This window comes from Prosthecobacter algae, from assembly GCF_039542385.1.
Taxonomy (GTDB): domain Bacteria; phylum Verrucomicrobiota; class Verrucomicrobiia; order Verrucomicrobiales; family Verrucomicrobiaceae; genus Prosthecobacter; species Prosthecobacter algae.
On record NZ_BAABIA010000004.1, the window covers coordinates 195,322 to 207,173 of the forward strand.

8 protein-coding genes are annotated in these 11,852 nt (G+C 60.9%); 5 read left to right on the top strand and 3 right to left on the bottom strand.

Annotated elements, in window-relative coordinates; translation table 11 throughout:
• Positions 1-18 precede the first annotated feature (18 nt).
• Positions 19-693: a ribulose-phosphate 3-epimerase gene (rpe, locus tag ABEB25_RS10780; RefSeq protein WP_345736411.1), complete on the bottom strand. Its 675-nt coding sequence runs from the start codon at positions 691-693 to the stop codon at positions 19-21.
• Positions 694-755: 62 nt separating this feature from the next.
• On the opposite strand from rpe, the gene ABEB25_RS10785 reads away from it, so the two are divergent.
• Together ABEB25_RS10785 and ABEB25_RS10790 are read left to right on the top strand one after the other, a co-directional pair.
• A complete protein-coding gene (locus ABEB25_RS10785) occupies positions 756-1,787 on the top strand; it encodes a TraB/GumN family protein (RefSeq protein WP_345736412.1) in 1,032 nt (343 codons plus the stop codon).
• Between the two features lie 85 nt (positions 1,788-1,872).
• Positions 1,873-2,844 carry an SDR family NAD(P)-dependent oxidoreductase gene (locus ABEB25_RS10790; protein ID WP_345736413.1) on the top strand — a complete coding sequence of 324 codons (972 nt, stop codon included), beginning with the start codon at positions 1,873-1,875 and terminating at the stop codon, positions 2,842-2,844.
• 7 nt (positions 2,845-2,851) lie between these two features.
• Here the strand turns inward: ABEB25_RS10790 and ilvA are convergent, their stop codons facing one another.
• Positions 2,852-4,102 carry a threonine ammonia-lyase gene (ilvA, locus tag ABEB25_RS10795; RefSeq protein ID WP_345736415.1) on the bottom strand — a complete coding sequence of 417 codons (1,251 nt, stop codon included), beginning with the start codon at positions 4,100-4,102 and terminating at the stop codon, positions 2,852-2,854.
• Between the two features lie 317 nt (positions 4,103-4,419).
• Between ilvA and purN the strand changes: the two genes are divergently transcribed.
• Positions 4,420-5,463, top strand: a complete 1,044-nt coding sequence (gene purN, locus ABEB25_RS10800) for a phosphoribosylglycinamide formyltransferase (protein ID WP_345736416.1) — start codon at positions 4,420-4,422, stop codon at positions 5,461-5,463.
• Between the two features lie 275 nt (positions 5,464-5,738).
• Here the strand turns inward: purN and ABEB25_RS10805 are convergent, their stop codons facing one another.
• A complete protein-coding gene (locus ABEB25_RS10805) occupies positions 5,739-9,989 on the bottom strand; it encodes a DUF7133 domain-containing protein (protein WP_345736417.1) in 4,251 nt (1,416 codons plus the stop codon).
• Positions 9,990-10,167: 178 nt separating this feature from the next.
• Between ABEB25_RS10805 and plsY the strand changes: the two genes are divergently transcribed.
• Positions 10,168-10,806: a glycerol-3-phosphate 1-O-acyltransferase PlsY gene (gene plsY / locus ABEB25_RS10810; RefSeq protein WP_345736418.1), complete on the top strand. Its 639-nt coding sequence runs from the start codon at positions 10,168-10,170 to the stop codon at positions 10,804-10,806.
• Between the two features lie 45 nt (positions 10,807-10,851).
• Positions 10,852-11,802, top strand: coding sequence for a uracil-DNA glycosylase (locus ABEB25_RS10815; protein ID WP_345736419.1), 951 nt, complete (start codon positions 10,852-10,854; stop codon positions 11,800-11,802).
• The last annotated feature ends 50 nt before the right edge of the window (positions 11,803-11,852 follow it).

The window sequence follows — 11,852 nt, forward strand, 5'->3', positions numbered from 1 at the left end:
GGGGCAAAAGGTGGAGGATCAGGCCACGCAGGCTTTCAGCTCTGCCATGGCGGCGGCGGTGTCTGAGGGGCCGTAGAAGGAGGTGCCGCAGACGAAGAGATTGGCTCCGTGGGCCTTGGCGATGGGGGCGGTGTGGGTGTAGATGCCACCATCCACCTCGAGGTGGTACTTCAGGCCGTGGGCATCGCGGTAATCGCGGGCGGCGGCCAGCTTGGGCATGGTTTCCTTTTCCATGAAGGGCTGCCCGCCGAAGCCGGGGACCACGGTCATGACGAGGAGGAGGTCAATGTCATTGACGTAGGGGAGGGCGGCCTCAAAGGGGGTGTCTGGGTGCAGGGCGATGCCAGCCTGCTTGCCCGCAGCACGGATGTGACGCAGGGTCTCGAGGACGGAGCTGTCATATCGGGCCTCGACATGGATGGTGATGTTGTCGGCCCCGGCATGGATGAAGCGGTCCACATAATGGTCGGGACGATGGATCATGAGATGCACGTCCAGGAACATGGAGGTGCACTTGCGCACGGTCTGCACCATCTGGGGGCCGAAGGAGATATTGTCCACAAAGGCACCGTCCATGACATCCAGGTGCAGCCACTGCACGCCGACATCCTCGGCACGTTTCACTTCAGCAGCGACACGGGACCAGTCGGCAGCAAGGAGGGAAGGCAGGATGAGCGGTGTTTCGTGGGTCATGGGAAATCTGGTGACTGGGTAGAAGTTCCAGGGCAGGGGAGCAACAGGGAAGTGATGAAAAGGTGAACTGGGACCGCAACCGCTGGCCAGCCGGGAGGAGGGTGAAGTCGCCGCACATCCGGGTTGCCTTTCGGGTGCGGGCGGTGTTTGAGTCCCCTGTGTTTTCCATCCGCCACACGCTTGGCCTAGCCCTTTTACTCCTTCTCACGGCCTGTCGTGTGTCCGACCACCGTACTCCCGATACGCCGGTTTCTGCCGCCGATCCTGCGGGCAGTGTGTGGGTGGTGGATGCGCCGAAAACGGGAGGCCGGGTGTTTCTTTGCGGAACGATCCATATTCTGCGGGAGGACGACTACCCGCTCTCCCCGGCCTATGAGGCGGCCTATGCGAATACGGACCGGGTGGTGTTCGAATTGCCGCCGGGTGCGGGAGAGGACAGTGCCATGACCACGCGGATGCGGGAGTTGGGGCAGTACCCAGCAGATGGATCGCTGGAGTCGAGCGTGAAGCCGGAAACCTGGGATGCGGTGAAAAAATGGGCGGCCAGCCGGGGTATCGAAGCCTCTTCACTCAACCGTTTTAGGCCTTGGTTTGTGGCCTTGCTGATCACCTCCTCCGAATACGCGGCCCTGGGGGCGAAACCGCAGTGGGGGGTGGACAACCATTTTGAAGCCCGGACGAAACGGGATGGGAAACCGGCCTCGGGCCTGGAGACGGTGGAGTTTCAGCTCCAGCTCTTTGCGGGGCTGACGCCTGATCAACAGCAGGAAATGCTGGAGCAGACACTGGGCGAGGTGAGCACGCTGCCGCAGGAGTATGCGAGCATGATCGAATCCTGGAAACACGGACGCTTGGATGAGTTGGGTGAAATGCTGTTCCGGGAGCAGGCGAAGTTTCCTGACCTGATGGACCTTTTCCTTTTCAACCGAAACCAGGCCTGGATGGGGCGGCTGGAGGAAATGCTGCAAAAGGGGGAGAAGGTAATGCTGCTGGTGGGCACGGGGCATTTCGCGGCTGAAAAGGGGCTGATCGAACTGCTGAAGGCCCGTGGCTACAAGGTGCGCCATTACAGCGAAGCGAAAGGGGACCTGTAAGCGGGCCGGGCTTTTGGCCTTCGTCGGTCAGTCCTGGTTGCAAAGGGAGAGTCTTTGTCGGACAGTATGGCTATTCTAACCATCCATGAAGATTCTCGTCACCGGCGGCGCCGGATTCATTGGCTCCCACACCGTCGAACGTCTGCTGCAGGACGGAACCCATGAGGTGAGCATTCTGGACAGTTTTAACGACTATTACAATCCGGCGATCAAACGCAGCAACGTGCGTGCCTTTGCCGGCAAGGTGACGGTGCATGAGGGAGAGCTGACGGATGCGTCCTTCATCCAGCGGATCTTTGAACAAGGGAAGTTCGATGCCGTCATCCACCTCGCTGCGCGAGCCGGGGTGCGGCCTTCGATTGAGCAGCCGGAGCTCTACATTGACACGAACATCAAGGGGACCTTCAACCTGCTGGAAGCCGCCCGCCGGACGGGATGCCAGCACTTTGTCTTTGCCAGCAGCTCCTCGGTCTATGGGGTGAACAAAAAGGTGCCGTTCAGTGAGGAAGACCCGATTTTGCAGACCATCAGCCCGTATGCGATGACGAAGATGGCTGGCGAACAGATGTGCTCCAACTACAGTCATCTGTATGGCATCAAGACGGTGTGCCTGCGTTTCTTTACCGTTTATGGACCGCGCCAGAGGCCGGACCTGGCCATCTCGAAATTCACCCGTCTGATCGAAGATGGGAAGCCTATCGACAAGTTTGGCACGGGGCACACGGCCCGTGATTACACCTTCATCCATGACATTGTGGACGGCATTCTCGGCGCGCTGAACTACCGCACGGGGCCGATTTGCGACATCTTTAATCTCGGCGGCTCGCAGACGGTCACGCTGAACGATCTCATCCTCACCATCGAAGAAGCCGTGGGCAAGAAGGCGATCATCAACCAACTGCCGGAGCAGCCGGGGGATGTGCCGCTGACCTCGGCCGATGTGAGCAAGGCCCGGCAACTGCTGAACTTCAAGCCGACGACGACCATTGCCCAGGGCGTGCCGAGCTATGTGGAATGGTTCCACCAGATGCGGGCCGAGGGGGTGGCGGTTTTTTAAAGAGGCGTCAAGCGGGCAGCATGGACCGGCCAGGGGCGGCAATTTCCACACCGTTTTCGGCGAGGCGTTGCTGCACTTCGGCAATGTGGGCGCGGTCCCGCGTTTCCACAGTGCAGAGGACATGGACGCGGGAGAGATCCGGGCCGGAGAAGGTCCGGTTATGGACGATCTCGGTGACATTGGCCCCGGCTGCGGCGAGCACGGCTGAAAGGTGGGCGAGGCCGCCGGGGCGGTCGCTGATGAGGACGTCAAACCGATAGATGCGGCCATCAGCCGCGAGGCCACGTTCGATGACCCGGCTGTGGGCGAGGGGATCGATGTTTCCACCCGTGAGCAGGAGGACGACCCGGCGGCCGACGAGGTCTGGGAGATGCCCGCCGAGGAAGGCGGCCAGACCTGCGGCCCCGGCACCCTCGATAACGCATTTGTCCAATTCGGCGAGCCGCAGCATGGCCAGGGCCAGCTCCTCTTCGCCGATCATCACCATGCGATCCACCAACGGGCGGGCGATGGCCAGGGTATGCTGCCCGGCCTCCGCCACTGCCAGGCCATCGGCCAGGGTGTAGCGGGTGGTGATGCGTACGGGCGCATCGGAGGCCAGACCTGCGGCAAAGCAGGCGGCATTGGCAGGTTCCACCCCGATGATCTGGAGATCCGGTTTCAAGGCGCGGAGCACGGTGGCCACGCCCGCCAGCAGGCCGCCGCCGCCCACAGGCACGATGATGGCCTCGGCATCGGGCACCTGCTCAAGAATTTCAAAGGCCATGGTGCCCTGGCCGGCGATGACCTGGGGATCATCAAAGGGATGGATGTAGGTGAGCTGACGCTCGGCAGAGAGGCGGTCGGCCTCCTGGCGTGCTTCATCAAAGGTATCTCCATGCAGCACCACCGTAGCCCCGAACTGGCGGCATCGGGCCAGTTTCACCAAGGGGGCGAAACGGGGCATGACGACGGTGACGGGGATGCCCAGCGCCCGTCCGTGCCAGGAAAGGCCCAGGGCGTGATTGCCTGCGGAGGCGGCGATGACTCCGCGGGTTGCCTGTTCCGGGCTGAGTTGGGAGAGGGCATTGCGTGCGCCGCGTTCCTTAAAGCTGCCCGTGCGCTGCAGGTGCTCCTGCTTGCAGAAGATGCGTGCCCCGGTCAGTTCGCTGAGTGCGGCGGATTCCACGCAAGGGGTGCGGGTGACCGCCCCATTCAGGCGGAGACGTGCCGCCATGATGTCTGAAAGCGGGACGGAATGATCGGTAGGGGCGTTCATGAGAAGGGAGAAAACAAAAAACCCTGAGTGGCGAGACTCAGGGTGAAGGAGAGAAGGGCGTTTGATGAAGTTTGCGCACGTCTATTCCTGCCCTGAAGGGGCGCCAATAATGATCGGGAGGATCGGCATGGAGATGGAAAGGCGAAGACGCATGTCAGCCAGAATGATGCCTGAACGAGGGCCCTGTGTCAAGGCCATGCCCGGAATGGGAACTCACCGCCGAGGTCGGGCCAGGAGTACACTCGACTTTTCCTTGTCCCCAGGGCTTGTGCGTATCATAGAAACAGCCTTCCATGCACGCCGACGACTTTTCCCCCATGACTGCCGCCCAGGTCCGCTACCTGCGGGATGAACTGCATGCCCAGGGCAAGAAGCTGGTCTTCACCAACGGCTGCTTTGATCTCCTGCATGCCGGGCATGTGCGCTATCTGAACGAGGCGCGGGCGCTGGGAGATGCGATGGTGGTGGCGCTGAATTCGGATGAATCTGTGCGTGAACTGAAGGGGCCTACGCGCCCGATCAACAGTGAAAACGACCGCGCCGAAGTCATGGCGGCCCTGCGCGCGGTGGATGCCGTGGTGATCTTCGGCGACAAGCGGGCCACGGCCCTCATTGAGACCATCCAGCCGCACATTTATGCGAAGGGAGGTGACTACACGGTGGACTCGCTGAACCCCGAGGAACGGGCCGCGCTGGACGCGGCCGGGACGGCCATCCGCATCCTGCCGCTGGTGCCGGGACGCTCGACCACCCGCACAGTGCAGCGCATGAGCTGTGAAGGGGCGGGAAGCCGCCTGCGCATCGGCGTGCTGGGCTCTGGCGAGGGGTCCAATCTGCGTGCCATCCTGGCAGCCATCACGGCCGGGACTTTGCAGGCGGACATCAGCGTGGCGCTTTCAGATCAGGCGGATTCTAAGTTCCTTCACACTGCCCGTGAAGCAGGGGTGCCCGCCATCCATGTGGACGGTGGGCCGAATCCGCGCCGGTTTGGCGATGCGGCGCAAAAGGAGATCGCGGAGCATCTGCAGCGTGCCCAGGTGGACGTGGTGGTGCTCATCGGTTTCATGCGCATTCTCAAGGAGCCAACGCTGAGCCTGTATGCGGATCGCATCGTGAACGTCCACCCATCCTTGCTGCCCAAGCACAAGGGTGCGAATGCCCCTCAACTGGCCATCGAAGCCGGGGATGCGGAGACGGGCTGCACGGTGCACCTGGTGACGGCGGAGATTGATGCGGGACGCATCCTGGCCCAGGCGACGGTGCCGGTCCTGCCTGGAGATACGCCGGAGAAGCTGCATGCGCGCATCAAGGAGCAGGAGCACAAGTTGTTGCCCCAGGTGCTGGCGGAGTGGAGGAAGTGAACATGTTTTTGGTTAGGCGGGGCAGCGAGGTCGGCCTTGAAGCCTAGGACTGAATGATAGCTGCGGCCGGTTCGGGCGTCGCTCTGCGACGCTTCGTTACGAGGAAACACGAAGCCGTTTTTCCCGGCCTTGAAAGGCCGGGCTAAGAGACGAGTGCCGCTCTGCGGCACACTGGATTTTGGCTCTAAGCTTTGTGGTTAGGCTGTGGCACTCTGCGGCACAGGGCCTGATCATCCAAGGATGAATGAGGCAAACGGCTACTAGCTTTGGACCGCTTACTTTTTCGCGAGGGCTTCGAGGTAGTCGAGAAGGGAAGCGAATTCGCGGACGGTGAAGTTCATCATGAGGCCGGGAGGCATCATGGACATGGGGAGCTTTTGGCGCTCTTTGATGTCGGTCGTTTTGAACGTGAACTCCTGGGCGGCGATGTTGCGCAGCTTCACTTCGCTGGCTCCCTCTAGCGTGATGAAGCCCATCTGCTGAGCGCCGTCCTTCATGGTGATGAGTTCGCTGGCGAAACCCTGGGCGATGGTCTTGTTTGGGTCCAGGATGTTTTGGGCGAGTTCCGGGCGCTTGTAGGTCTGGGCGATGTTGCCGAGGTAGGGGCCTTTCTGCGCTTCAGATTCCTTGGTGGTGTGGCAGGCGATGCAGGTGGCGCGTGTGAAGATCTGCTCGCCCAGGGCGAGATCACCCTTGGTCTTGAGGACGATGGCGATGACTTCTTCGGGCTTCAGGGTGGCGAGCTTCGGGGTCTTGTCTTCCACCTTGGTCAGCCGCATGGCCTTCATGGCGCGGTTGGCGGCGTCTTTGACTTTGGGATCTGGATCGTCCGTGGCAGCGAGCACTTTCGGCGCGGAGGCCATGTGCTTGATGGCGGAGATGGCATCTAGGATCTGGGCGCGGCGTTTGGCCTCCTGCCAGCCGTGGTCGAGGGCTTTTTGGGAAAGCTCGCGGGACTCAGGGCTGCCGGTGGTGCGTGCGGCGAGGTTCAGCAGGGCGGCATCGGCATAACGGGAAGTTGGGCCGTCGAGTTTCTCGGCGATCTGTTCGATGAGCAGGTGATGGTTTTCCAGTTTCGGCGAAGCGAAGAAGGCGGCTGAGGCGGCTTCGAAATCCTTGAAGTACTCTGGCATCTTCTGCATGGGGGACAGGACCGCCAGGGTGGCGCTAACGCCATCGGCGCTGTCGGTTTTGGTGAGGGCGATGATGGCCTGGGAGAGGGTGGCAGTGGTATGGCCGGGGGCTTGGGCGGCCTCAGCCAGAACCTTCACCAACATCGGGATGGCATCGGCGGGAATGGTCTCGGCAACGGCGAGCTGGGCGACGGCATCGGGGATGACTTTGGGGTCTTGTTTGGCCAGGGTGAGGATGCGCTGGAGGGCAACGTTGGACTGGATGCGGTTGCGGTTCATTTCCTTCACCAAGAAGGCGGCCTCTTCGGGGCTGGCCTTTGCGAGGGCGGTCTTGAGGGCTTCGGCGATCTTCGGCGTTTCACTCCAAGGCTCCGGCTGGTAATAAGGCCCGCGTGTGTCTGGGCGTGTGCCCCAGGAGTCGCCTTTCCATTCGCCTTCATGGAAATGCAGGCGGCAGAGCGCAGCGAGGATGCCCTGGCGCATACGCGAATTTATCTGAGCATTGAGACCATCAATCAGAGCCTCGACCACTACTGGCGAATGAATTTGTGCAAGAGCTTTAAAAATACCTTCTGCCCAAGAATACGTATTATCATCTTGCTGATGGCTCAGCACCGTAGAAAGGGCAAATATGATTTCTGCGGGTTTGTTGCGGGCCGCCAATGCACGAATGGCTGTGTGAGCAACGACAGGATCCTGATGATTGACATAGCTCTCAATTTCAGATTCTTCAGTGGCTGGAACCATTCCTCGAATTTGATCAATCAGGTTACGTTCGGGAGTTCGTTTATCAGCGAACTGTTGTTGATAGACTTCGCTCATCTTGCTTCCGCGGCGAAGCAGTTCACGCTGAGCTTCGATGCGGCGGCGATAACTCTCTGGTTTGGATAGATCGAGCATGAGAACAAGTTCCTTGTCTCCAAGCTTGGCGAAATTTGGCATAGGCTCTGGTTTGAAGCCCTTTGGTTTCACCTGCACGATATACCCCACATCGGGTCCGACCCAGTTGAAGGTGGCGCCTTTCCAACTGGAGGCATAGACGCGGCTGAAGCCGTCCACGTCGGCATCGGTGGGGCGGGTCATTTTAATGAAGGGCTCGGGCTTGGCGGTTTCCTCGAAGGTGGCGCCTTTGGGTTTAACTGAATGTTTGTAAATGGCGCCGGTGCCCCAGTCGGCGGTGAACGGGGCGTTGTTCCAGGCTTCGCCGAAGCCGGGTTCGTCAATGTAAACGGCACCGCAACCGGAGCCGCCGCCGTAGTCGGCGAGGGGTTGGATGCACTCGTCGTTGAAGTTCTTGTAGAGGCGGGGGTAGCCGTGGTCGTCCAGGCCGGTGAAGTGGTGGAAGCGGACGTTCCAGCCGCCGCCGTCGTTGGTGTTGTCACGGGCAAAGATGTCCATGAGCGGACTGATGGCCACCTCCAGGATGTTGCGGGTGCCGGTGGAGTAGATCTCCAGGCCGGTGCCGTCAGGGCGAACTCGGATGACGCCGCCACCGCGATGCTGCAGCGTTTTGCCATCGTAGCCCGTGGCCTTCATGAATCCGAAGTCGCCGCCGGCGATGTAGAGCCAGCCATCGATGCCCAGGCTGAGGCCGTTGGTGGTGTGGTCGGCAGGGCGGTCCTTGAAACCAAAGGCGATGTCTTTGACGAGGATGTTTTGTTTTTCGGCGACGCCGTCGCCATCGGCATCGATGAATTCGCTGAGGTGCGGCGGGTGCACCAGATAGAGGCGGTCGTGATCCCAAACGAGGCCGCGAGGACTGTCCACTTCGCAGAAGACCTTGGTTTCATCGGCCTTGCCATCGCCATCGAGATCGCGCAGGCGGATGATGCGGCCCCGCTTGGGCTGGCGGCCCAGGGAGCCGTTGCCATCGCTGCTGACGTAGAGTGTGCCATCGGGTGCGGCGGCGACATAGACGGGGTAGTTGGCGGCGGCGGAGTTGGCGAAGAGGGTCGCTTCAAAACCTTCGGCCACTTTGACGTCCTTGAGGATTTCAGCCTCCTGAGCAGCGGTGAGCTTGACGATGGAAGGGGCGATGTTGCCTTCGTTTTTGTAGGGGTCGGACTCTTCTTTCACCACCTTCGCTGCTGTGGCCTGCTGCTGGGCGTTCATCTTGGATGCGAGGGATTTGATGCCGTCGCCTTTGAGCTTCACTTCGCGGATGCTGGCCCAGCCGCCGCCGTTTTTGCCAAGCACGTGGATTTTGACGAACTTCAGGTTATCCGTTTTGGCAAAGTCGTTGGTGTATGGAGCACCTTTGGTGTTCGTGGAGGCATCGGCGAGGACGTTCCAGGCTTTGCCATCGGTGGAGGCTTCGATCTTGTAGCGATAGACGCCGTTGTTTTCCCAGGTGGTGGTTATGCCGGTGAGGGATTGGGGTTTTTCAAACTCGAGCTGAAACCACTGAGGATATTCACCGCTGTTGGCGCACCAGCGGGTGGCTTCATCGCCATCCACGGCGCGCCAGGTGAAGTTGTTCTTGCCGCTTTCTTCGCTGCTGGCGGTGACCGTGACGAGTGTGGCGTCCTTGGCTGCGGGCGGTGGTGTGGCAGCGGCGGGTTTGGGCTGAGCCTTGGGCGGCTCGGGGTTGCCTTTGACAAAGGTGACCTTGTTTTCGCCTTTGAAGGCGGTCTGGTAATCAGGGGTCAGCTTGTCGCAGGCCCAGAGGAGGCCGCGTGTGAGGAGATCGAGGTAACGGGAGTCGGCGACAGTGTCGTTGTTGTGCCCGATGGTGGTGCTGAGGCTACGAGCTCCCTGCTTTTCGTTGGTCCAGGCGACGATGTATTCGACGTCCTTGGTGGTGCCGTCCTTCTGCTTGACGGTCTGCTTACCCATGGCCAGGGGATGGGCATCGAAGATGTTGACGTTGTTGTAGAGCTCTTCCTTGATCGTGGTCCAGTCAGCCAGGGGCTTGGTGATGGGGTGGTCCTTGTCTACATAGGTAATGGCGATGGGCTCCTGCGGGCCGTGGGAATTCGACTGAATGCCCAGGTGCTTGTACCAGGAGTCATTGCCGGGGCGGAAGCTGTGCATGGCACAATGCAGATGCACGGCGGGGATGGTTTTATGAACATCCAGGATGCGCTTGATGGTACCGATGTCCTTCAGGCCGGCGGCGCATTCGTCGTGGATGATGATGTCGTAGCCCTTGGCCCAGTCGGGATTGTCGTAGAGAGGCAGGGGCGGATTGGTGGATTTGTCATCGGTCCACACCACGTCCACCTGCACATTGGCGCGGGACTGGATGCCTTTGCTGAGGATCTCGTGCTGCTTGGCGTAGTCGTGGCAGCAGCCACCGGCGATGAGGAGGGCCTTGAGGGGCTTGGTCTCTGCCGCGTGGGTGGCAGTGACCAGGGCGATGGCAAACAGGGCAAGAAGGGCGGTGCGGAGCATGAGTGAGAAAGGCGGCCCATAGAATCGCGCTAAAATACCAATTTTGAGCAGAAAAATGGGGAGCGCTGGAAAATAGTTGCCGGGTCTTCCGGGCGGGAATGGTCTGGAGGGAAGAGACTGAAGGCTGGCCTTCTTTTCACTTGGCGCGGAGGCGCAGGCTGGGGATACATACGGGACAATGAATCCCGCAGTGGCAATTTTGATCTCCGCAGTCGTCGGCTACCTCAGTGGTGCGATGCCGTTTGGCTATTGGGCCGGCAAGTTGAAGGGCATGGACATCCGTCAGCATGGCAGCGGCAACATCGGCGCGACCAATGTGATCCGGGTGCTCGGGAAGGGGATCGGCATTCCGGTGTTCATTCTGGATGCGCTCAAAGGCTGGTTGCCGGTGTGGCTGGCGGCTTCTTTTTTGGCCAAGCAGGGGGCGGCCACGGAGATCGTCTCTGCTGGGGCCGTGGTGGCGGGCCTTTCGGCGGTGCTGGGGCACATGTTTACCTTTTGGCTCGGCTTTAAAGGCGGCAAGGGCGTGGCGACAACGGCGGGGGTGCTCCTGGGCATTGCTCCGCTGGCCATGCTGGGCGGTCTAGTGGTGTGGCTGCTGTTCTTTTTTACCACCCGTTATGTTTCCCTGGCCTCCATGATGGCGGGCGTGGGCGTGGTGGCGACGATGGTGGCGGTGATGGCCCGCGATGGACGATGGGATGCGGTGATGCTGGGTTTTGGCGTGCTGATCATGGTGCTGGTGATTGTCCGGCATCGGGCGAACATTGGTCGCATCCTGGCGGGCACGGAGCCGAAGGCGGGCCGCAAAAAGTGATCGTGTCCTGCGTCAGTGTGTGTTAGCTCAGTCACCCTCCTTTTTATGCCTCAGCCAGTCGCCGCCGGACTTCTCAAACAATACCTGGAACAGCGCCAGGTGGCCGGGCAGACCCATGTGGGCCTGCGCCCAGGCGTGCTGGACAAAATGACGGGCCGCAGTGCCCGCCCAGCGGTGGCTCCTCAACGCGCACCTGAAGGGAGACGGGTGGCGGAATCTTTCTCTGAGGAGCGGGCGGCTCCAGCGTCCTTGCTACGCGAAGCCTTCGTGGCTCCTGCGGTGGCATCGGCTCCGGTGCAGCCTCCGGCCCGGGTGGCGGCGAAGGCATCTGCGACAGCGCCTGCTTTGATCGAAGTCCCCGGTGCGACCAAGGCTGAAAAGCTGGCGGCTCTGGCCCAGATCGCCGAGCAGTCGCCTGAGGCGCGTGCTCTGGGCACCCTGCGCGAGACGATGGTCTTTGCTGTGGGCAGTCCTGATGCGGAAATCATGTTCATCGGTGAAGCGCCGGGCTCTGAAGAGGAGCGCCAGCAGGAACCCTTTGTGGGGCCCGCCGGGCAAAAGCTCACGGGCATCATCAAGGCGATGGGGCTGGACCGCAGCGAGGTGTACATCAGCAACATCTGCAAATTTCGCCCGGCCATGGAAAATCAGGGCTGGTCCAACCGCCCGCCGACGCCTGTGGAAATGCAGACCTGCCTGCCCTACATCTACACGGAGATCGCCATCATCCAGCCCAAGATCCTGGTGGCACTGGGCAAAACTGCGGCTGAGGGCCTGGGCCTGAGCGGGCCGGTGAGCAAGCTGCGTGGCCAGTTTTATCAAGTGCAGGGCTTGCCGACGATGGTGACCTTTCACCCCAGCTACATCCTGCGGGAAGAAAAGATGGCCGATGGTGGTCGCGTGGCCAAACGCCAGGTGTGGGAAGACATGCTGCAGGTGATGGAGAAAACCGGGCTGCCCATCAGCGAGAAACAGCGTGCCTATTTTAAAAAGTAGCCGGATCCGTCTTTCGCGTGTGGTTTCAATGAAACGGTTGCTACGATTTT

Excerpts from the sequence above, each read along its gene's own strand:
- ABEB25_RS10805 (WP_345736417.1), bottom strand. The coding sequence starts at position 9,989 with ATGCTCCGCACCGCCCTTCTTGCCCTGTTTGCCATCGCCCTGGTCACT.
- plsY (WP_345736418.1), top strand. The coding sequence starts at position 10,168 with ATGAATCCCGCAGTGGCAATTTTGATCTCCGCAGTCGTCGGCTACCTC.
- purN (WP_345736416.1), top strand. The coding sequence starts at position 4,420 with ATGACTGCCGCCCAGGTCCGCTACCTGCGGGATGAACTGCATGCCCAG.
- ilvA (WP_345736415.1), bottom strand. The coding sequence starts at position 4,102 with ATGAACGCCCCTACCGATCATTCCGTCCCGCTTTCAGACATCATGGCG.
- rpe (WP_345736411.1), bottom strand. The coding sequence starts at position 693 with ATGACCCACGAAACACCGCTCATCCTGCCTTCCCTCCTTGCTGCCGAC.
- ABEB25_RS10815 (WP_345736419.1), top strand. The coding sequence starts at position 10,852 with ATGCCTCAGCCAGTCGCCGCCGGACTTCTCAAACAATACCTGGAACAG.
- ABEB25_RS10790 (WP_345736413.1), top strand. The coding sequence starts at position 1,873 with ATGAAGATTCTCGTCACCGGCGGCGCCGGATTCATTGGCTCCCACACC.